Below are 20,520 nucleotides of genomic sequence, written 5' to 3'. Positions count from 1 at the left end.
CCATGACGAAACTCAAGCTTGGCCCGCTGCCAGACGACAAGCCCGTCAAGGTCACCGTAGAACTGCCCGCGCCGCTGCACCGCGATCTGGTCGCCTATGCCGAGGTGCTGGCCCGCGAGACCGGCCAGCCGGTCGCCGATCCAGTGAAGCTGATCGTGCCGATGCTGGAGAGGTTCATCGCCACGGATCGGGGTTTCGCAAAGGCTCGCCGCACAGTGAGTTGTTCTTCGCTGCCGCGCGAGACAGGCTCAAGAACCGCCTGAGCGCAGGATTGTCATTTCCCGGTGACCAAATGCCGTGAAACGGCACGATGTCTGCGCAATCGCGCAGCGGACGGAGTGTCAGCCCGGGCAGCCTCACAGCCCTCCAACTGGCGACCACCGGTGTGATCCCCTGCCCGAGCGCGACGAGGTTCATGAGCGTTTCCTGCAGACTGGGCTTCGGAATGATCAGCGGATGAACGCCATAGTCGCTGGAGCGACGGACAATGTATTGGTGGACCTCCGGGCCAGGTTCGAATTTGCTGACGATGAAGGTTTCGTCCTTGAGTTCGTTCCAGTCCAGCGACGCACGCCGTGACAGCGGATGCCCGTCAGCCAAGGCGATATGAACTCTTTCCGACCAACACGCGATTGTTTCACAGTCGCTAATCTCGTTCGCTGCAGGAAAAAAGGCGACGTCGAGTTCACGCATTCGAATTGCAGCAAGATGCTCGTCTCGCCCGCCGTCGACAATATCGACCGCGACATCGGGGTACTTTGCGCAATAGATCTCGACAAGCCGCCGCAAGAACCCACCGGCGATCGTGACGATGGTTCCGATGCGTAGCGTTCCGATCTCAGCCCTGCCGGCCGAACCCGCGCCGCGTGTCGCTTCATCGATCCGCAATACGGCGGGACGAATGAGTTCAACAAAGCGCTGCCCGGCGATTGTCGGACTAACGCCAGACGTGCATCGTTCAAAAAGGCTGACACCGAGGTGATCTTCCAACTCTCTTACGCGACGGCTCACACAGGACGGATGTTGTCCAAGGGAAAGAGCAGCTCTACGAAAGCTCCGATGGTCAGCGGTGGCCAGCACGATTCGCAGATGCCGCATATGGTAATCCACGATCGCTGATACCTCATTCACATGTGAGGCCACTTCAAAAGCCTCGACTATCCTTGGATCTAATTCGGCTGGCGACTTCTGCAGCATCGGCGATTGCCGGCAAAAACGTGCACTGAACCCGTCGTCCTTGGTCGATACCGGCCAAATACTGGTAGACGGCGTCTGAGCGACGTGTCCGGGTAGGCCCGCATCGACCATTTGCTAGAAGGGTATCGATTTTCCGTCTAGGCCGTGGTCAAGGTCAAATGCGGCGTTCTGCGCGGTTGGCCGGTCCGCCACCGGTGTCGTCGGATAACATCGCGGTGCAGTCGGCTTTTTGCGCTAGGTCAAATGTGCCCGATGCTGGCAACGGCGGATCAGCTTCCGTCGGAGAGGAGCAGCAGTGCATGCGGGTTCCTGACCAGCATTTCGCGCCGGCCGGCTTCGACCAACTCGCGCCGTTTCCAGTCGCTCAGAATCCGGCTGATCGTGAAATAGGTGATGCCAGTCATGTCGGCGAGGTCCTGCCGCGTCATGCCGACGCGCACGCCGTCCGCTTCCTTGATCCCCGCCTGGCGGGCCAGCCGCAGCACGGCGCGTGCGACCTTCTGCTCGGCGGTGGCGCCGTTGACTTCGCCTAGCCGGGCAACGAACTCCTGCGTGCGCTGACCCACCGTCCGCAGCGCATTCGTCATCAATTCCGGATGATCTTCCATGAGATGCCAGAACTGCGGCTCGGCCCAGGATATCAGCGTGGCGTCTTCCTCTACGCTTGCCGTTACCGGATAGGGAAAGCGGTTGAAGACCGCCACGCAGCCGATGACATCGCCAGCGGACATCAAGCGCAGGACATGCTGCGTCCCGTTGGCGGCGACCTGGCTCAGCTTCACCACGCCGCTGACGACGAGATAGAGACGGCTTGCCTCGTCGCCTTGATGGAACAGCGTCTCGCCGGCACGCAGCGACGTCTCGACGGCCGCGGCAAGGACACTTTTCAGGGCGGTCGCACCCAGGCCCTGAAACAAACTCGTCTCGCTCATTTCGGGTGGCGGCGTCAGTCTGGCCGGCCTGGGCATGGTCATCTCGCAACGTTCTCTATTGCTTTCCTCCACTATAGGTTGGCTGGAGCACATGACCAAACGGCCCCCGGTCGAGGGGGCCGCATTCTCTTGGTCTTGCCTGCCGCAATCATGCGATCGGCGCGAAGATCTCCGGGTTCTCCTCACCTTCAACGTCCAGCCAGCCGGCCAGTCCGCGCTCAACCCGCGACAAAGAATGATCGACCAGCACATATCGGCCGGGCACTTCGAGCTTCATTTCCGTGACCACGGCGCCGCCGGCGGGAACGACCACCGTCTGGACGTCGGTCAAAGGCGTGCTCGTCACCGAGCCGTTGACATAGACGCGGTCGAAAATCTCGCCGATGACATGGAAGGACGAGGTGAAGTTTGGCCCGCCGACGCCGAAGAAAATGCGGATCGTCTCGCCGACACTGGCCTTCAGCGGGAAATGCTCCGTCAACGCGCCGACATGGCCGTTGAGAACGAAGAATTCCGGCCGCTCGTCGAGCAGCTTGGCGTAGTCCTCGGTCAGCAGGCCTGCGGTGCCGAACGCTTCGGTCGTGTAGATCTCGCCCTGCATGACGTAGAATTCGCGGTCGACCGGCGGCAGCCCGTCCTCCGGCTCGACGAGGATCAAGCCGTACATGCCGTTGGCAACGTGCATGGCGACCGGCGGCACGGCGCAGTGATAGACATAAAGACCCGGATTGAGGGCCTTGAACCGGAACGCCTTTTCCTCGCCTGGCGCCGCGCTTGTCGCCTCCGCTCCGCCGCCGGGACCGGTCGCGGCGTGAAAGTCGATATTGTGCATGTGCCAGCTCTCGGGGTGGTTCTTCAGGTGAACTTCCACCGTATCGCCGACCCGCACGCGCACGAAGGGGCCGGGCACCGTGCCGTTGAACGTCCAGTAGCGGAACGTCGCCTGTCGATCGAGCTTCGCTTCGAGTTCGATGGTTTCCAAGTCGACACGGACGGTCTCAGGCACGCGCCGCTCAATCGGCCCGGGAAGATCCGTCGGATCGTGGCCGATATCGGCAACTGCGTCCTGTGGCACGGGATAAACCCGTTCGCTCAGACTGCGTCCCGGATTGTCGTGTGCCCCAGAATGGCCGGCGGGACTGCCGCGTGGATGCTCGGCCTGGGCGGTGCCCGCCATGGTCAGCGTGCCGAGGGTGAGTCCTGCTGTGCCGGCCAGAACAGAGCGACGGGTCAGATTGCTGCCTCGCAGTTCAGGGCTTTCCTTGGATCCATCATGTTCACAGGTGGTGGTCATGGTCGTTGCCTCTCAGGTGCGGTCAGTTGCTGGCGACGTCGATTCCGTCGAGGAGTTCAGCCATGCGCTTGGCCGCCTGGCCGGGATGACGGACGGCCCGCGTCTCTTCGAGATTGGCGACATCCGTTCCGACCTTGATGACGCCGACCATCCCCATTGCGTAGTGTGGCAGGCACTTGTAGCCGTAGACGCCTTCCTGATCGAAGGTGACCGATAATTCCTCGTTGATCCGGCCCTTCCAGCCCTCAGCCCCCTCCGGCAGCATGCCGGCGATGATCTCGGAATTGTGCGAGGGATCGGTCGCGACGAAAGTCACCGTGTCGCCGGGCTCGATCTCCAGATAGGCCGGTTCGAAGACCATGCGCTGGCCGTCGCCGCCCATGTTGAGCATCTTGACCTCGTGATCGGCGGCGAACGCCGGCAGAGCGGCCAGAAGGCCGACCATCATCGTTGCGGCGGCAAAAGTTGCGGGACGCAGTCTCATCGATCTTTCCTTTCCTTCGCTTGTCTGACCGCTGTTCACCGTTCGCGGCCCTTGCGAGCCATTGATAGCGGGTAACGGTCTGTCATTTTTGCGCTGCCGCAAAAGCCTGTGCCCGACTGCCACTTTCCCGCGGCTGCACGACACACCGCGCTGCGGCACGCCAGTCCCGCAAGAGCCCGCGATCCTCCTTGGAAAAGCGCGCGCGCTGTCTCATCTCGTCGAAGCTGTCGTCGGGATGGCAGCGGTCGTAGAGCCGGCGAGCCAGTGGGTCGATCGTGATCTCGCCCAAATCCTCGTCTATCTTCATGTTCATGCTGGCTGCCCCTGCGTGGTCAGCCGCCGATCAAGGTCGGCGCGTGTCTTGCCGTGCATGACGGCCGCATAGTCGAGCGAGCAGAAGGTCACCAGCGGACATCCGACGCACGACATGTGCTCGCGGATCAGGACATGCATCAGAGCCGGGTGGGCCTTGATTGCGGCGTCGACGGACTGGTCGGGATCAAGGCGCATGAAACGAACTCCAAACGAACGAGATCGGACAGGGTGACCAAAATGCGGTTTCCGTGCTTGCGCTGGCGCAACGATCAGGCGGTCGCCACCCGGCGTGGTCCCGTGAGGACGGGCCAGAAGGCGATTGCGAAGCCGAGAAGCGCGGCGGACCAGGCGGCGGCAGAGAGCAGGAGCAATTCGGCGTGGACCGGCGTGACCGGCGCCAGTGCTCTGAGTAGTGCCGCACCGATCATCGCGGCATAGAGGGCGGTCGTGACAGGCGACGCGGTCAACATGCGTCCGGTGTGGCCGAGCGAGGCCCGTGTCATCACGGCGAGCGTCATCGTGCCGATCGCGCCGACCGTCCAGAGGTGAACGACACTGCCATGCGGCACCGATACCCAAGGACCGGCGGCGATCGCCAGGAAGCCGAGCGGCACGAACAGATAGCCGAGATGAAGGACGAGAAGCAGCGGTTCGCGAAACGTCGCCCAGCCGCGCCAGCGCGCCAACCTGAACATGAGCGCCAGCGACGCCGCGGCGGCGAGAACCGCAGTGAATGCTGAAAAGGGCATGGTGACCCAGGCAATGAGCGCCAGCGCCGAAGCGGCCATCGCGATCCGGTCGGTCCGTCCGAAGCTTGCCGGCAGCGTTCTGCCGCGCTTGGCGAGCCAGTTGCGGGTGAAGCTCGGCACGATGCGTCCGCCGATCAGGACGATGAGCATGATGAGGATCGCAATCGCCATGCGAAGCGCGAGGTCGGGCTCGGCCCCTGCGGCAACGGAAACGTGGAAGAGCATGTTTGCCATGAACAGCAAGGTCACAAAGCCGATCACCACCAGATTGCGCCAGTTGCGGCCGCGGATGATTTCGCGAAGCGCGATCGCGATCAGCGTTCCCAGAAAGGCAAGATCGATGATTGCTGCGGCGACAAGGCCGATCGCCCCGGCGGACAGCATGGCGACCCTGCCCGCGACCCAGGTTCCGGCAAGCGCGGCGAGCGGCCACCCCCTGACCGGCAGCCGCCCGGTCCAGTTCGGGATCGCCGTCAGCAGAAACCCGGCGACCGCCGTCGCCGCATATCCGAACAGGAGTTCGTGTGCGTGCCAGTTGCGATCGCCATAGGCCGGAGCGATCTCGACAATGCCGCCATGGGCAGCGAGCCAGAGCGGCACCGTGAGGCCACCCCAAAGTCCGGCGAGCAGGAAAAAGGGGCGGAAGCCCTGATCGAAGACATGTCCCATCGGTCGCGTTCAGCCCTGCGGGTGAGCATAAGCGCTTACGGCGCGGCGCAACTGCTGCGCATGGAAAGCATAGGCTTCCAATCCCCTCGGATGACCGGAGAAGAGCCCATTGTCGCGTGCGACCCCGAAAAAGCTTTCCGGCGGAAGTTCGGTGTGTGGATCGTCAATCACCAATGTCGCGAGAAGCGGCCGGCCGGCAGCGGCGTCCGCACGCGTGATGTCGTCCAGCGCCTGGCGGATGACTGACACCTTCCGTCCGCGCGGATCGATCTCACTCGCAAGCCTCGCGATGCCAACCGGGACGCCATTGCCCGCGCGGCGCTTGAGCGCCAGCCTCACACGCTCGGTCAGGATGTCTTTTTCCGGTGCCGGCGCATTTTCATCGAGGGTGCTTTGCACGATCCGCCCGTCTTCGAGAATGATCCGCAGCTCCCGGCCGCGATAGCGCAATCTCAGCCGCCGTCGACCTGCATCGTCCCCGGTTCCGTCTTCCACGAGACCATGAATGTTGCCCCGGCGCAGTTCGACGACGAACTGCGCGACGGGAATGCCGAACGCGCGGGCTGCAAATTCGGCATCGATCTCGACGTCGCCCAGAGGCTCGTCCATTCGCTGGTCTTCAGGCATCACTCGCCTCCGTCGGTGGGAAGGGAAATGTAGCGCTTGCCGCGCCCGCTGAATTGCGCCAGCGCAAATCCAAGGATGACTCGACGCGGATCCACGCGTGCGTCGCTCTACCGCCGCGCCGTGATGAGGCGTCAAAACACGATGGAGGCAACAGCGATCATGCTGATGGCAAGAGCGGCCAAACTTGCCACCACGACCGCGATCCCCGAGACATAGGCCAGCGCGGCGACCCAGTCGAAATCCCTGTCTGCCGTCTGCGTCATCGCAGTTTCCTCCTGGTATTTATTGCTTGCGGTCATCGCCGGGGGCAGCCGGCAGCGGCGCATCGACCGGCTGATGGAGCACGCGTTCGCCGGCCCCATCCAGATCCTCGAGCTGGCCATTCTTCATCGACCAGAGGAAGGCGCAAAGCCCGACAAGTCCCATGCCTAGCGCGACCGGAACCAGCCATGCGAGGAGGCTGCTCATGCTTCCACCGGGCGCAAGCCGCGCGACCGGGTTTCGCGCGCATGCCCTCCGGACGAAAGGCGCAGCGCGTTGGCGACGACGAGGATCGACGATGTCGACATGGCGATCGCCGCGATCAGCGGCGTCACATAACCTGCGATCGCGAGCGGCAGGGCCAGCGCATTGTAAGCGATCGACAAGCCGATGTTCTGGCGCACGAGGCGAATGGCCTTGCGCGCGACACGAACCGCCTCGGGAACGCTTTTCAGGCTCGATCCCATGAAGACGAGGTCGGCGGCGTTGCGGCCGATGTCGGCAGCCGAGGACGGCGCCATGGAAACATGCGCGGCGCCGAGCGCGGGCGCGTCGTTGAGCCCGTCACCGACCATCAGCACCTTGGCGCCGCCTTGACGCAAGTTTTCCAGCCGCGCAACCTTGCCGGCAGGCAGCATTCCGCCTTCATGACGATCGATCCCGACAATCGCTGCGACGCGTGCCACTTCCGCCTTCGCATCCCCGGAGAGCATTTCAACGCCAAAGCCGAGCCTGCGAAAATCGTTGAGGGCGGATCTTGCCTGCGGGCGCAACTGATCGGCGACCAGGAACGTGCCGCGCATGACGCCATCCATCGAAAGGCCCGTTCCCTCATCGACCGCCCCCGGGGCGGCCCATGATGTCCGGCCGAGCCGACACAGGCGGCCGTCGAGATGCCCCTCGACGCCGACGCCCGGAACCTCGCGAATGTCCTGGATCCCTGCGTCGGCATTTGGCTGGAGCGCGGCGATGGCGACTGCTGCGGGATGGCGCGACGCCTTTGCCAGCGTTGCCGCCAGTTCCAGATCCGGCCGCGACAGCGAATGCGCTGCAACGCTCATGCGGCCGGTGGTCAAAGTGCCGGTCTTGTCGAGCACCACATGGTCGATCTCGGCCAGCCTCTCCAGCGCCGCGCCATCCTTCAGCGTCACGCCCATCGCGAACAGGCGGCGTGCGGCGACCGCCTGCACCATCGGCACGGCAAGGCCGAGCGCGCAGGGACAGGTGATGATCAGGACCGCGATTGCCACGGTCAGCGAACGATGGAAGTCGCCGGTCGCGGCCAGCCATCCGACGAGCGTCGCCAGTGCGACGAGGTGGACGACCGGCGAATAGAGCGCCGCCGCGCGGTCGGCGATCCGGCGATAGCGCGCCCGCGCGCCCTCCGCCGCCTCCATCAGTCGAACCATGTCGGCGAGGAACGAATCCTGCGGTCGTCGATCGACCCGGATGACGAGCGGGGCGTCCAGATTGAGCGCGCCGGACAGGACCGACGACCCCGGCATGACCGTTTCGGGCGCCGTTTCGCCGGTGACGACCGAAAGATCGAGCAGCCCCTGCCCTTCCAGCACCGTCGCATCCACCGGCACGCGGTCGCCAGGGGCGACGAACACTATCTCGCCCTGAATGAGGCTTTGCGCTTCGCGATAGTCGCGGCTGCCGTCCGCACCGATGACGGTCGCGCCGCGCGGCATCATGCGCGCCAACGAGCGCACCGCCTCGCGTGCACGCCCGCGCATGGCGTGGTCGAGCGTGCGCCCTGCCAGAAGGAAGAACAGGAGCGATGTCACCGCATCGAAATAGGCGTGATGTCCGCCGGTCAATGCATCATAGGTGCTGAGGCCGAAGGCGAGCAGGATGCCGACACTGATCGGCACATCCATATTGGTGCGGCCGGCCTTCAGCGCGCTCCATGCGGAGCCGAAGAACACCCGGCCGGAATAGGCGACGGTCGGCAGGGCAAGTGCGGCCGAGACGAGATGGAACGCGTGCCGCGTTTCGGCATCGGCGCCGGACCAGACCGAGACCGACAAGAGCATGATGTTCATTGCCGCGAAACCGGCGACGGCCGTGGCGCGCAACAGCCGGCCCATCTCGGCGTCGCCCGCATCATCGAACGGATCGGTAATGCTGGCTTCGTAGCCGGCCCTGCGTAGCGCCTCGATCATCGACGGCACGGGGCCGTCGCCGCGCCATTTGACCGTGGCGCGCCGGGCGGTCAGGTTGAGACGTGCGCTCACCACGCCCGGCAGCGCCGACAGGGCGTTCTCGACGGCAAGGATGCACGCGCCGCAATGCGCTGCCGGGACCGCGATATCGGTCTGGACGTATCCGTCACCGAGCGCGCGGCTGGCAAGCCGGATTTCCTCGGGCGCGACGGATGCGCCGGATGCCAGCATCAGCGCGCCCTCCGTGCCGGTTGCGCAGCAGCTCATCGCCTCACGCCTCCGGAACGGCGACGGCGCGGTAGGCATGCCAGGTCGCATGGCCGAGCAGCGGGAAGATCACGATCATGCCGAGAAGGCCGCTCGCCACGCAGACGGCGAACAGGATCATCACCATCGCGCCCCAGGCGATCATCGGCGCCAGATTGTTCCAGACGAGCTTCATGCTCATGCCCATCGCCGTCGGTGCATCGATGCGCCGGTCGAGCATCATCGGCACAGAAAAGACGCTGATGGCGAAGGCGAAGGCGGCAAAGAGACCCCCGATCACTGAGCCGACCAGCACCATCGTCCAGCCATAGGCCGTGCCGAAGAGAAGACCGAGGATATGGTCGAGACCCGGAAATGCCGTCACGCCGAAGAACAGTGCCCAGATCAGAACCGCCGCCCGGTTCCAAAGGAGCACCAGCAGCATTAGCAGAAGTCCGGCGAAGAATACTTGCGCTCCCGCCGCCGGGCGGATGCGCAGCATGTCGCCGAGCGTAACGGTCCTGCCTTCCTCGATGGCGCGGCTCTTTTCGTAAAGGCCGATCGCCAGGAAGGGAGCGACAATCAGGAATCCGCCAAGCGCCGGCAGCAGGATGTAGTCCCTTCCGAACGCCACCAGCGTCCAGATGAAGGCAACCGACAGGACGAAGATGCCGACGCCATAGGCAATGCTGGAAAGCGGCGCAGAGCGGTAGTCGCGCCAGCCGGCGCGGAGCCAGCGAAGTCCCTCAAAGACCGGCAGGTTGCGTTGCAGGCGCGGATCACGCGTTTCGCCGATGCCGGACGTTTCGCTGAGGAGCCCGTAGGAATGGTCGGTGTCGTTCATGTCGCAGATCCCTTCAACAGGCCGACTTCGCCGCGCGATAGGTCTCGCCCCCGCCCGCTTCCTTCAGATGCGGCACGCAATCGGGCTGTGACGTCACGGCGACATAGACGAGGTGGATGTTGGCGGCGGCGAAGACGGCGAGCGCGGCCGGGATCAGCGTCCAGAGCAGCCATGATCTTCGGGACTTAGATTGAGCGTTCATGGCCGCCTCATCCCCAGATCGTGGACGTAGAGCGACAGCGTGCGAATCTCGGCATCCGTCATTCGCTCGTCCCAGGTCGGCATGTGGCCTTGCCGGCCGCCATGGACGGAGGCGATGATCGTTTCCATGTCGCCGCCATAGACCCAGCGATCATCGGTCAGATTGGGCGCCCCGATATCGGCGATGCCTTCGCCGGCGTCTCCGTGGCAGGCGGCGCAGCTCGCCGCGAACACTTCGCGGCCAGAGGCGATGCGGTCGACGGTCTCCTCGGTGGAATAGTCAGGGTTGCTCAAGGAAAAGACAAAAGCTGCGACGTCGTGGATCTGGGTACGTTCAAGCATCTGGTCGCGGCCGAAGGCGGGCATCTGCGCGATCCGGCTGTCCGGGTGCGCGGCATTGATGCCGAGCCGTAAGGTCTGCTCGATCGTCTCCGGCTCGCCGCCCCACAGCCAGTCGTCGTCGGTCAGATCCGGATAGCCCGCCCGGCCGCTTGCGTCACGGCCGTGACAAGCCGCGCAATTGTCGCCGAAGAGCTGGCCGCCGGCGCTGCGGACCGTCTGCATCAGCGCTGTGTCGGCAAGGATCGTTTCATACGGTTCCGCCACGACACGCTCGGTCCAGGGCGCACGCTCGGCTTGGCCCTGGACGATGCTTTGCTCGACGGTGGTGTGTTGGTCGACGCCCAAAAACCCCTTCGTATAGGTCGTGCCGATCGGCCATGACGGAACGAGGAACCACCAGGCGATCGCCCAGATATGGGTGACGATCAGGAAGATCAGCACGCCGCGCGGGACGGGCGTGTCGAGCTCCTTGATGCCGTTCCATTCGTGCCCGGTCGTCTGCCGGCCGGTGACGGGGTCGCGTTCCTTCACTTCCATGGCCTTGACTTCCCTGGCTTGTCGTCCCGGTCGAGGATGCTGATCTTGGCGTGGTCGAAGCGTTTCCGGTTCGACGGCCAGAAGGCGTAGACGACGACGCAGAGGAAGAAGCCCATCAGGTAGAAAAGGCCCCAGCTCTTGGAGAAGGCGACGACGGCTTGGTGGTCGAGATCGATCATGGCTGCCTCATTCCGCCGGATCCGGCGCTTCTTCGGGCGCGGCCGTGTTGCGATAGGCGGCATCGGTCAGCCGCCCGAGCACCTGCAGATAGGCGACCAGCGCATCCATCTCGGTCAGTTGCGTCGCGACGCCGTCGAAGGCGCTGACCGTCGTCGCCGGGCCGTAGCGCTCGCCGACGCCGGGCGCTGCCGCGCTGTCAGGTGCGGCCTGGCCATAGGCGTCGCGGGCCGCGTTCTCGATCATCTCGTCGGTATAGGGCACGCCGAGCGCCTGCTGCGCACGCAGATGGCCGGACAGATCATCGGTGCGCAACCGGTTGCGCGCCAGGAAGGCGTAAGACGGCATGTTGGATTCGGGCACGACGTCGCGCGGATTGACGAGATGCGCGACATGCCAGAAATCGGAATATTTGCCGCCGACGCGGGCAAGGTCCGGCCCGGTCCGTTTCGAGCCCCACAGCATCGGCCGGTCATATTGCGACTCGACGGCAAGCGAATAGGGACCGTAGCGCTCGACCTCGTCGCGCAGCGTGCGGATCATTTGGCTATGACAAGCATAGCAGCCCTCGCGGACATAGATGTTGCGGCCGGCGAGTTCCAGCGGCGTATAGACCCGCATGTCAGGCGCCTCCTCGACCGTCTCGTCGATGGTGAAGAGCGGCGCGATCTCGACGATGCCGCCAACGCTCGCCGCGGCGATGATGGCGAGCACAAAGCCGATCGCGGAGCGTTCGAGCTTGCGATGAAAGAACTCAGGCATCCGTCATTCTCCGGGCACTGCGGCGGCAACGGGTTCATCCGCGGCGCGGCGCGTCGCCTCCGGAACGGCGCGCACCGTCATCCACATATTGTAGCAACCGACGATCGCGCCGATGAGGAAGAGGAGCCCGCCGAAAGCGCGCGCGATGTAATAGGGGTACATGGCGACCAGGGAATCGACGAAGGAATAGGCAAGCGCGCCGTCTTCCGTGTAGGTCCGCCACATCAGCCCCTGGATGATGCCGGAATTCCACATCGCGAAGACGTAGATCAGCGTGCCGGCGATCGACAGCCAGAAATGCACCTCGACCAGCGCCGCCGAGTACATCCGCTCGCGCTTCCACAGGCGTGGCACCAGCGTATAGAACGAGCCGAAAGTGATCAGCGCCACCCAGCCGAGCGCGCCCGCATGGACGTGGCCGACGGTCCAGTCGGTATAGTGGCTGAGGGCATTGACCGGCCGGATGGCGAGGAACGAGCCTTCGAAGGTCGATATCCCGTAAAACACCGCCGCCGCCATCATGAAACGCAGCGTGGCGTCATCGCGGACCCGGTGCCAGGCGCCGTTGAGCGTCAGCAGCGCGTTGCCGGCCGAAGCCCATGACGGCACCAGGAGCATGACGGAGAACGTCATGCCGAGCGTCTGCACCCAATGCGGCAGAGCGGTGTAATGCAGGTGGTGCGATCCCGCCCACATATAGAAGAAAGTGATGCCCCAGAAGCTCAGGATCGACAGCCGATAGGAGAAGATCGGCCGCTCAGCCCGCACCGGCAGGTAGTAGTAGAGCATGCCGAGAAAGCCGGCGGTCAGAAAGAACGCTACGGCGTTGTGGCCGTACCACCACTGCACCATCGCGTCCTGGACGCCCGGCCAGATCGTGTAGCTCTTGGCGTGGCCCCACGAGACCGGGAGCGCCAGATTGTTGACGATGTGGAGGATCGCCACGACCACGATGAAGGCCATGAAGTACCAGTTGGCAACATAGATGTGCGGTTCGCGACGCCTCGCGAGCGTGCGCAGATAGAGGATGAAATAGGTGACCCAGACGATAACGAGCCACAGGTCCGCATACCATTCGGCCTCGGCATATTCCTTCGATTGGGTGACGCCCAGAAGATAGCCAGAGACGGCGAGCAGGCAGAAGAGATTGTAGCCGAGGAGCACGAACCACGGGCTGATCTGGCCGGCGAGCCGCGCGCGCGACGTGCGCTGGACGACGTGAAACGAGGTCGCGATCAGCGCATTGCCGCCGAAACCAAAGATGACGCCGGTCGTGTGCGTCGGTCGCAGCCGGCCGAAGGTCGACCAGCCGCCGTCGAAGGCAAGATCCGGCCATGCGAGCTGCGCGGCCACCCAGACACCCATGAACATGCCGAAGACGGCCCAGGCCATGGCGAGCGTGATGCCGGCCTTGATCGGATCGTCATAGTAAGACGTCCCACGATCCCCTGTCGGCTCCGGCAGGCCGATCCGCGTCATCAGGAGGAACCCGAAACCGCCGGCGAAGAGCAGGATCAGCAGCCCGTGCCAAGCAACCACATCATGGCGGCCGACAAGACCAAGGGCTGCGCCCGCCAGCGCCGTCACGCCGCAGATGACGAGCGCCGCCTCACGCTCGCCCGATGTCAATTGGCCGATCATGCGGTCCGTCACGTTCATGCTGTCACCCGACTGCGGTAGGAAGCTGATGGATTTGCGGGCTGCCTGACCGCCGCACGGATGGCCAGCATGGCGATCGTCGCCAGCAGCAGCGCCTTGGCGGCTTCGAGCCAGACATAGATCGCGTGGTGCACGCTCGATGGCTGCGGCGATCCGGCGATGACCGCCGCGATCCGCTCATCGAGTACGGGCAACAGATAGAGCGCCTGAAAGAGGACGATCAGGCCGGCGATCAAGGTTGCGCCCGCGACAGCCCGGGACGGTCGTGCGACAAGTACGTTGACCAAAAGAAGCGCGGCCATCGCCCATTCGATCCTGGAGAACAGGGCGAAGGTCACCCGGCCGACGTCGAGCGCCACGGGCAGCGTCAGGGTCGGCGCGGCGAACTTGACCGGCGTCGCGATGAATGAGACGCCCACGAGAAGTCCCAGCCACAGCACGGCAAGGCTTGATACGGCGAGACATAAGGTGCGCCGAGAAACGTCCGGCATTTGCTTCTCCATGCACGGCGCTGCGATGCGAGGCCGTCGCGCTATGTCGTAGTTGCTTCGGTGCAGCGATTTTTGCGCTGGATCAAAAACCGGGGTGGTCAGTGCAGGACGGCGAGCCGGCACAAGCGGCAGAGATCCTTGATGACGATCTGGCTCGGTCGTGGCGCCTCGATCAGACCCTCGCGCTTCAATTGCGAGATGGCGCGGCTGACCGTCTCCAGCGTCAGGCCGAGATAGTCGGCGATCTCCTGACGGGACATGTGGATTTCGTGTGTCAATTCGGCATAGCCGGCCGGCGGCGTGCCGGGACACAAACGGCCGCTGCAGGCGGGAACGAAGCGCATAAGCATGCTGGCGACGCGTTCGAGTGCCGTCTTCTTACCAAGAAGCGTGACATGGTCGTGCATGGCGCCGAGCTTGCGCTGCATCGCTCGGGAAAACGCATCGCGCCAGACGACGCATTTCTGTGCGTCGTCGATGCGCCACGCCGTGACCTCGCAATTGGTCAGCGTCTCTGCGAAACAGTCCTGCACGCTGCCGTCGCCGAACCCGAGATAGTCGCCGGTGCAGATGACATCGACGACCTGACGGCGGCCGTCACGCAGGATCTGGTAGAGCATGACCGTGCCGCGCTCGATTCTGTAAATCTCGCCGACCGGGTCGCCCTGTCGGCAGACGATGTCTCGGCTACAAAAACCGCGCCTGTTGCCGGCGCGCGCCTCGATCCGGTCTTCCGTGAGAAATCCGCGCTCTGCAATCGACATCGTTCGGCCCCCGTCACTTGAACTGTCGGAAGCCTACGCTGTCGGGGCTTTGGACGAAATTCGGCCGAACGCTCAGGGAAATCCCCTACCCCGATGGGCCAGAGATCATAAAAGTGCTAGCAGGTCGGCGGCCTGGAACGGCTTCGTCAGAATCGCCGCGGTCCCCATCTGGCCCAGTCGCGCCCGCATCGCCCTGCCGGTCAGTCCGGTGAGCACGATCAGCCTGCCGGTCGCCGAGTTGTGCCGGCACCACTCGATGAGCCGTGCCGCCTGTCCATGCGGCAGGTCGAGATCGACGATCACCACGTCGTCGGCGGCAAGGTTGCTCTGGCGCAGCGATCGGGCATCGGCATGGGGCCGGACAGCGAACCCATGCAGTTGCAGAAGAACCATCAGCGAGTCCCTCAAACCGAGGTCTCCCACGACGATGTGCAGACACATGGACGGCTTTGCCTTCTCAATGAACGGGCACGCATTCTCCGCGCCACCGGCCTCGATTTCTTGAGATGCATCAAACCGAGGTGATTATTCAGCCGCGTCCTGAAAAGACGACGCGCAAGAGGTCGGCAAGCGTACGCGCGCCGAGCTTGCCCATAATGCTCTTGCGGTGCGCCTCGACGGTGCGCGGGCTGATGCCGAGCGCCAACGCCGCCTCTTTGTCGCGCGCGCCGGCAACCACCTGCGCGAGCACTTCCGCCTCGCGATCCGTCAGGCGGTCCTGCCCGGAAAAGCTCGACTCCGGCTTGTCCGCGGTGGCGAGGTCGATCGCTTGGCGCACGCGCTCAAGCAGGATGTCCACTTGGAACGGCTTCTCCAGGAAATCGACCGCACCCGATTTGACCGCCTGGACGGCCATCGGGATGTCGCCCTGCCCGGTGATGATGATCACCGGCGCGGGAAACCGGCTCTTGTCGAGCACCCGCAGGATATCGAGACCGGACCGGCCGGGCATGTGGACATCAAGAATGACGCAGTCCGGCGCCCGCTGCGCAACCCCGCGGACGAAGGCGTCGCCGGAAACAAAGCCCTCGACCTCGTAGCCTTCCATCCTGAGGATCACGCCCAGCGCGTCGAGAACCGCGGCATCGTCGTCGACGACATGGATCAGCTTGGCCGCTTCAATCATCGTTGCGGTCTCCGTCGGCCGGTTCGCCCAGCGGAAGCGTCAATTCGAACCGCGCCCCGCGCCCGTTGCCTCCCGGATCGACGGTCAGGTCGCCGCCATGGCTTTGCGCGATGGACCGCGAGATGGCGAGGCCCAGCCCCATGCCCTTGCGCTTGCCGGACGAGAAGGCCTTGAACAGATCGCCCATCGCCTCGGCAGCGATGCCTTGGCCATTGTCGCCGACAGTCACTTTGGCCCACCGGTTGTCGCGCCTTGTTTCGACCGCGATGGCGGGTCTGTTATGCCCCTGCACCGCATCGAAGGCATTGCGCAACAGATTGACGAACACCTGCTGCACCTGGATCGGATCGACCTCGATCTCAGGCAGATGCGGATCGTCGATCCGCGTGATGGTCACACCCGCCGACCGGCGCCCCATCTTCGTCAGTTCGACGGCCTCGTCGAGGAGACCGCGCAGATCGACATGGCTCCGGCGCTGATCGCCCCGGTCGAGAAAGCCGCGCATGCGCTGGACGATGCCGGCTGCCCGCTGCGCCTCGCGCACCGCATTGCCGAGCGCCTGGCCCCGCAGATCGCCCGCTTGCCATTCCGTCGATGCAGCCCGCTGCACGGCATCGAGGTAGAGCATCAGCGCCGTCAGCGGCTGGTTCAGTTCATGAGCCAGCGCCGCGCCCATCTCGTCGATGGCCGACACGCGCGCCATATGAACGAGTTGCGACTGGAGATCGCGCATCCGCTCCTCGGTCGCCCGGCGCGATCGCAGATCGCGGATGATGCCGATGAACTGGCGCCCGTCCGGCGTCTGCGCCTCGCCAACTGAGAGTTCGACCGGCATTGTGGTGCCATCGCGGTGCATACCCTCGACCTCACGGCCGATGCCGATGATCCGGCGCTCGCCTGTGCCGCGGTAATGAGAGAGATAGCCGTCATGCTCGTCAGCGTAGCGGGAAGGCATGATGCATTTGACGTTGCGGCCGACCACCTCCCGCGCGTGATAGCCGAACAAAGTCTCGCAGGCCTTGTTGAAGGACAGGATGGTCCCGCGCTCGTCAATGACGACGATGCCGTCGACGGCCGTATCGAGCATGCTGGCGAGCCGCGCCTCGGAGACCGAGCCGCGATGTGCATCCCGTGCCGACACTGCAACGTTTCGGCTATGCTGCTCGCCATCCTTCAATGTCCAGATGTCTCCCACAAACGTTTTCCTGACCCCAGAGATAACCCATCAGGAATCAGATGGTAAATGGCAGCATAGCTACGAGCGCTATCATGAGGATCAGACCACAAGCGTAAACGGTACTTGGACAAACGACGGGCGTGTTCGCACCCAAGGGAGACCGGCTTGGTGAAGCTGACGTTCACCTTGAGCCAATCTCATTTGACGGACTGGCAGCCGGAACGCCTTGGCTGGCAACGGTATGTCCAGCGGAAGTATGGGAAAAGACCCAAAATAAAGGTTGTCATTCCCGCGACGACACGAGAATTCACGAAGGAGCTCGACCGGCCTTGGTTGCAATATGGTTGCAATATGGTTGCAATCTGCACGCACCAGAACCAAGTGCTAATTGGTTATGGCTAAGAAATTGATTTTACGGCATTATTGGCGCACCCGACAGGATTCGAACCTGTGACCTCTGCCTTCGGAGGGCAGCGCTCTATCCAGCTGAGCTACGGGTGCCTGGCAAGGCGATTTGGCCTTGGAAACGTTCCTTAGACGATGCGGGCGGCGGCATCAATGGTGAAGTTGCCTTTGCCGGCGGTGCCCTCTGGGCACGACGGCCGGCATCGCTCAGCTGCCGCGCTGAACCGAGGCGCGCGGCAGGTAAAGGTCCAGCAACTGGCGCATGTGGGCGTTGCGGGATTTTGCCGTATCGCCCCCCATGACGACGGCCACGACGCTTCGCCCGCTGCGGCGCACCGACGTTGCGAGGTTGAAGCCGGAGGCGCGGATATAGCCGGTCTTGAGGCCGTCGACGCCGGCCATCGTACCGATCAGGTCGTTGTGGCCTTCGATCAGCCGGCCGCGATAGACGAAATCCTTGTTGGCGAAATAGCGGTAGAGTCCGGGATGATCGCGGCGCAGCGCCAGCGCCAGCCGCGCCATGTCGCGCGCCGTCGTCACCTGCGCGCTGTCGGGTAGGCCGGACGCATTGCGGAACACCGTATCGCTCATGCCGAGGGCACGCGCTCTTGCATTCATCATCGCCGCGAACTGCTCTTCCGAACCGGCGAAATATTCAGCGACGGCGGTCGCCACATCGTTGGCCGACTTCACCACCAGCGAGAGGATCGCTTCCTCGGTCGAGAGCGTTTCGCCGGGCTTGAAGCCGATCTTCGTCGGCGGGCGGCTCGCCGCATAGGCCGACACGGGGATCGGTGTCGTCGCCTGCAACTGTCCGGCCTTGATGGCATCGAACATGATGTAGAGCGTCATCATCTTGGTCAGCGATGCGGGATGGCGCAGCACCTGCGAATCCATCTCGTAGAGCACGCTTCCGTCATTGGCATCGACGACGATTGCGGCATATTTGTCGGAGAGCGGAGGCAGTGCCGGCATGCCGAGATCTGCGGTTGTGCTGCAACCCGTGATGACGAAGAGTGCGATGAGCGCCGCGAACGCAGCGCGCAGGGAGGCGAAGTGGGCAGTGAGCATCGATGCCAATGTGCTTGATCCGAATTCCTGGAGGCCACGATCACGGGACGCCTGAATCCCGGCGCTTGCCGAAGAGCTAGCGCACCGCAGCGGGGGATCACAAGCATGAATTGCATGATTTCGCCGCGAAAGCGCCGCACAGTGGCCGCTTCGCATCGCTGGCAGGGAGACGCAAGTCGTTTGAGATCGCGATCTGGAAGTGGCGGGCTTTCTGCGCCCTCGGCCCTGCGCACCCTCTGGGTCGCGCTCTTTCTTGGCGGCCTGCTGCCCGCCGCGCCGGTTGCGCTGAAGGCCGCCGAGGTTCCCAGCTTCTGCAGCAGCCGCGCTGGCAGAGCCGATGAGCCGCCGCTCTGCATCTCGGCGGCCTCCTTCAATGCCGATGTCTGCGCCGCGCTGGAGCAGCTTTCTGCGGCGAACGACCTGCCGCCGGGCTTCTTTGCGCGCCTCATCTGGCAGGAAAGCCGCTTCGATCCCAACGCCGTCAGCCCGGCAGGCGCCGAAGGCATTGCCCAGTTCATCCCGTCCACCGCCCGCCTGCGCGCGCTGGAAGACCCGTTCAATCCGGCAGAGGCGCTGACCCGCTCGGCCGAATACCTCGCCGAGATGACCTCAACGTTCGGCAGCCTCGGTCTTGCCGCGATCGGCTACAATGCCGGCGAGGCTCGCGCGCGGCTCTTCCTCGGCGGCGAGAGCTACATGCCGGGCGAGACACGTCACTATGTCCGTCTGATCACCGGCCACAGCGTCGAGGACTGGCGCGAGGACCCGCCGGAAGACGTCGATTTCTCGCTCGATGAGGACAAGCCCTTCCGCGAGGCCTGCCTGGAACTGGCCGTCAACAGCCGCATCAGCGCGTTCAAACTCGACACTGGAGACTGGACGCCCTGGGGGGTGCAGATCGGCGCCGATTTTTCACGCGATACGGCCGAGCGGATTTTCGAAAAGGTCCAGGCGCGTCATGCCGTGCTGGCCGGCGAAGAGCCACTGTTCGTGCCGGAGCGCAATCGCTCCTTCGGCGCGCGCAGCCGCATCACCGTTCGCGTCGGACGCCAGACGCGCGAGGAGAGCCAGGCGCTGTGCCGCCAGCTGCGTCAGGCCGGCGCCTTCTGTCTGGTCGTTCGCAACTGATCCGGACGCCCAGCGTCATCGCCCAGAACGCTCCAGGCTAACGCTGCAGGCTATTGAGCCGGCATCCCGCGTTACGCTATGTGGCGCCCCAGGGAACCATTCAGTCAGGGAGCATTTCATGGACATCAAGGATCACGCCGCGATCATCACGGGCGGCGCGTCGGGGCTCGGCGCGGCGACGGCACGCGCCTTGGCGGCGCGCGGAGCGAGGGTCGCCATCGTCGACCACAACGAACAGGGAGCAGCGGCCGTCGCCAGCGAGATCGGCGGGATCGCGCTTGCCTGCGACGTTTCAAGTGCCAGCGAAGCCGAGGTGGCGATGCAGAAGGCAGCCGAGGCGCACGGACCGGCGCGCATCCTCGTCAATTGCGCCGGCGTCGCGCCGGCCAAGAAAGTGCTCGGCAAGTCCGGCGTGATGGCGCTCGACGACTTCCGGCGCACCGTCGAGATCAATCTTGTCGGCACGTTCAACTTCCTGCGGCTGTTTGCCGAACAGGCTGCCGACCTCGAACCGCTGAGCCAGAGCGGCGAGCGCGGCGTGATCGTCAACACCGCCTCGGTGGCCGCCTATGAGGGCCAGATCGGCCAGACCGCCTATGCCGCGTCGAAGGGCGGGGTCATGGCACTGACGCTACCGGCCGCGCGCGAATTCGCGCAAATAGGCGTGCGCGTATGCACCATCGCTCCCGGCATCTTCGAAACGCCGATGCTTCTCGGGCTGCCGGAAGCGGCACAGAAAAGCCTCGGCGCATCGGTGCCCTTCCCCTCCCGCCTTGGAAAGCCGGAAGAGTATGCGGCGCTGGCCCTTGCCATCATCGACAACGAGATGCTGAACGGCGAAACGATCCGCCTCGACGGCGCGCTGCGGATGGCGCCGAAATAGCGCAGAGGCGC

26 protein-coding genes and 1 tRNA gene are annotated in these 20,520 nt (G+C 64.3%); 3 read left to right on the top strand and 24 right to left on the bottom strand.

Annotated features, from left to right (window positions below):
- Window positions 1–2: 2 nt before the first annotated feature.
- On the top strand, window positions 3–263 hold the full coding sequence (locus CN673_RS03905; protein ID WP_099864870.1) for a DUF2274 domain-containing protein: 261 nt from the start codon (window positions 3–5) through the stop codon (window positions 261–263).
- Here the strand turns inward: CN673_RS03905 and CN673_RS03900 are convergent.
- From CN673_RS03900 to CN673_RS03790, 24 genes are all read right to left on the bottom strand, one after another.
- The gene (locus CN673_RS03900; protein ID WP_099864869.1) at window positions 175–1,197 is read right to left on the bottom strand and encodes a LysR family transcriptional regulator; all 1,023 of its coding nucleotides are present in this window, start codon (window positions 1,195–1,197) and stop codon (window positions 175–177) included. The genes CN673_RS03905 and CN673_RS03900 overlap by 89 nt on opposite strands.
- A 269-nt stretch (window positions 1,198–1,466) precedes the next feature.
- The gene (locus CN673_RS03895; RefSeq protein WP_198585876.1) at window positions 1,467–2,171 is read right to left on the bottom strand and encodes a Crp/Fnr family transcriptional regulator; all 705 of its coding nucleotides are present in this window, start codon (window positions 2,169–2,171) and stop codon (window positions 1,467–1,469) included.
- Between the two features lie 106 nt (window positions 2,172–2,277).
- The gene (nirK, locus tag CN673_RS03890; RefSeq protein WP_099864867.1) at window positions 2,278–3,423 is read right to left on the bottom strand and encodes a copper-containing nitrite reductase; all 1,146 of its coding nucleotides are present in this window, start codon (window positions 3,421–3,423) and stop codon (window positions 2,278–2,280) included.
- 22 nt (window positions 3,424–3,445) lie between these two features.
- The gene (locus CN673_RS03885) at window positions 3,446–3,907 is read right to left on the bottom strand and encodes a pseudoazurin (RefSeq protein WP_099865068.1); all 462 of its coding nucleotides are present in this window, start codon (window positions 3,905–3,907) and stop codon (window positions 3,446–3,448) included.
- 82 nt (window positions 3,908–3,989) lie between these two features.
- On the bottom strand, window positions 3,990–4,220 hold the full coding sequence (locus CN673_RS03880; RefSeq protein WP_245409758.1) for a hypothetical protein: 231 nt from the start codon (window positions 4,218–4,220) through the stop codon (window positions 3,990–3,992).
- Complete coding sequence (locus CN673_RS03875; RefSeq protein ID WP_099864866.1) at window positions 4,217–4,417, bottom strand: hypothetical protein; 201 nt, start codon at window positions 4,415–4,417, stop codon at window positions 4,217–4,219. The genes CN673_RS03880 and CN673_RS03875 overlap by 4 nt, the downstream gene beginning before the upstream one ends.
- A gap of 74 nt (window positions 4,418–4,491) precedes the next feature.
- Window positions 4,492–5,640: an NnrS family protein gene (locus CN673_RS03870; RefSeq protein WP_099864865.1), complete on the bottom strand. Its 1,149-nt coding sequence runs from the start codon at window positions 5,638–5,640 to the stop codon at window positions 4,492–4,494.
- 9 nt (window positions 5,641–5,649) lie between these two features.
- Entirely contained in the window at window positions 5,650–6,267 is a 618-nt protein-coding gene (locus tag CN673_RS03865; RefSeq protein ID WP_157928796.1) for a DUF6522 family protein, read from the bottom strand.
- Between the two features lie 131 nt (window positions 6,268–6,398).
- Complete coding sequence (locus CN673_RS21425; RefSeq protein ID WP_280951159.1) at window positions 6,399–6,530, bottom strand: hypothetical protein; 132 nt, start codon at window positions 6,528–6,530, stop codon at window positions 6,399–6,401.
- A 19-nt stretch (window positions 6,531–6,549) separates the two neighbouring features.
- Window positions 6,550–6,735 carry a cbb3-type cytochrome oxidase assembly protein CcoS gene (gene ccoS / locus CN673_RS03860; protein ID WP_099864863.1) on the bottom strand — a complete coding sequence of 62 codons (186 nt, stop codon included), beginning with the start codon at window positions 6,733–6,735 and terminating at the stop codon, window positions 6,550–6,552.
- Window positions 6,732–8,963 (bottom strand): heavy metal translocating P-type ATPase, encoded by a 2,232-nt coding sequence (locus tag CN673_RS03855; protein ID WP_099865066.1) that lies wholly within the window; start codon window positions 8,961–8,963, stop codon window positions 6,732–6,734. The genes ccoS and CN673_RS03855 overlap by 4 nt, the downstream gene beginning before the upstream one ends.
- A 4-nt stretch (window positions 8,964–8,967) precedes the next feature.
- Entirely contained in the window at window positions 8,968–9,786 is an 819-nt protein-coding gene (locus CN673_RS03850) for a DUF2189 domain-containing protein (RefSeq protein WP_099864862.1), read from the bottom strand.
- A gap of 13 nt (window positions 9,787–9,799) precedes the next feature.
- The gene (locus CN673_RS03845; protein ID WP_099864861.1) at window positions 9,800–9,988 is read right to left on the bottom strand and encodes a hypothetical protein; all 189 of its coding nucleotides are present in this window, start codon (window positions 9,986–9,988) and stop codon (window positions 9,800–9,802) included.
- On the bottom strand, window positions 9,985–10,866 hold the full coding sequence (gene ccoP, locus CN673_RS03840) for a cytochrome-c oxidase, cbb3-type subunit III (protein WP_099864860.1): 882 nt from the start codon (window positions 10,864–10,866) through the stop codon (window positions 9,985–9,987). The genes CN673_RS03845 and ccoP overlap by 4 nt, the downstream gene beginning before the upstream one ends.
- Entirely contained in the window at window positions 10,857–11,045 is a 189-nt protein-coding gene (locus CN673_RS03835) for a cbb3-type cytochrome c oxidase subunit 3 (RefSeq protein ID WP_370853000.1), read from the bottom strand. Before CN673_RS03835 ends, ccoP begins: the two co-directional genes overlap by 10 nt.
- Window positions 11,046–11,052: 7 nt before the next feature.
- Complete coding sequence (ccoO, locus tag CN673_RS03830; protein WP_099864859.1) at window positions 11,053–11,805, bottom strand: cytochrome-c oxidase, cbb3-type subunit II; 753 nt, start codon at window positions 11,803–11,805, stop codon at window positions 11,053–11,055.
- A 3-nt stretch (window positions 11,806–11,808) separates the two neighbouring features.
- Window positions 11,809–13,446 carry a cytochrome-c oxidase, cbb3-type subunit I gene (ccoN, locus tag CN673_RS03825; RefSeq protein WP_370853003.1) on the bottom strand — a complete coding sequence of 546 codons (1,638 nt, stop codon included), beginning with the start codon at window positions 13,444–13,446 and terminating at the stop codon, window positions 11,809–11,811.
- 14 nt (window positions 13,447–13,460) lie between these two features.
- On the bottom strand, window positions 13,461–13,955 hold the full coding sequence (locus CN673_RS03820) for a DUF4149 domain-containing protein (RefSeq protein WP_099865064.1): 495 nt from the start codon (window positions 13,953–13,955) through the stop codon (window positions 13,461–13,463).
- Between the two features lie 98 nt (window positions 13,956–14,053).
- Window positions 14,054–14,719 (bottom strand): Crp/Fnr family transcriptional regulator, encoded by a 666-nt coding sequence (locus CN673_RS03815; protein WP_099864857.1) that lies wholly within the window; start codon window positions 14,717–14,719, stop codon window positions 14,054–14,056.
- 105 nt (window positions 14,720–14,824) lie between these two features.
- Window positions 14,825–15,160 (bottom strand): response regulator, encoded by a 336-nt coding sequence (locus tag CN673_RS03810; protein ID WP_099864856.1) that lies wholly within the window; start codon window positions 15,158–15,160, stop codon window positions 14,825–14,827.
- 88 nt (window positions 15,161–15,248) lie between these two features.
- The gene (locus CN673_RS03805; protein WP_099864855.1) at window positions 15,249–15,845 is read right to left on the bottom strand and encodes a response regulator transcription factor; all 597 of its coding nucleotides are present in this window, start codon (window positions 15,843–15,845) and stop codon (window positions 15,249–15,251) included.
- On the bottom strand, window positions 15,838–17,040 hold the full coding sequence (locus tag CN673_RS03800) for a PAS domain-containing sensor histidine kinase (protein ID WP_245409757.1): 1,203 nt from the start codon (window positions 17,038–17,040) through the stop codon (window positions 15,838–15,840). The genes CN673_RS03805 and CN673_RS03800 overlap by 8 nt, the downstream gene beginning before the upstream one ends.
- A 406-nt stretch (window positions 17,041–17,446) precedes the next feature.
- Window positions 17,447–17,523 (bottom strand) — tRNA-Arg (locus CN673_RS03795).
- A 111-nt stretch (window positions 17,524–17,634) separates the two neighbouring features.
- On the bottom strand, window positions 17,635–18,498 hold the full coding sequence (locus CN673_RS03790; protein WP_099864854.1) for a D-alanyl-D-alanine carboxypeptidase family protein: 864 nt from the start codon (window positions 18,496–18,498) through the stop codon (window positions 17,635–17,637).
- 180 nt (window positions 18,499–18,678) lie between these two features.
- Here CN673_RS03790 and CN673_RS03785 point away from each other — a divergent pair, with 180 nt between their 5' ends.
- Together CN673_RS03785 and CN673_RS03780 are read left to right on the top strand one after the other, a co-directional pair.
- Window positions 18,679–19,626, top strand: coding sequence for a lytic transglycosylase domain-containing protein (locus CN673_RS03785; RefSeq protein WP_198585875.1), 948 nt, complete (start codon window positions 18,679–18,681; stop codon window positions 19,624–19,626).
- Window positions 19,627–19,744: 118 nt separating this feature from the next.
- Window positions 19,745–20,509, top strand: a complete 765-nt coding sequence (locus CN673_RS03780; RefSeq protein ID WP_099864852.1) for an SDR family NAD(P)-dependent oxidoreductase — start codon at window positions 19,745–19,747, stop codon at window positions 20,507–20,509.
- Window positions 20,510–20,520 lie beyond the last annotated feature (11 nt).

This window comes from Neopararhizobium haloflavum, assembly GCF_002750855.1.
Classification (GTDB): domain Bacteria; phylum Pseudomonadota; class Alphaproteobacteria; order Rhizobiales; family Rhizobiaceae; genus Georhizobium; species Georhizobium haloflavum.
This window is presented reverse-complemented; position numbering and strand designations above follow the sequence as displayed.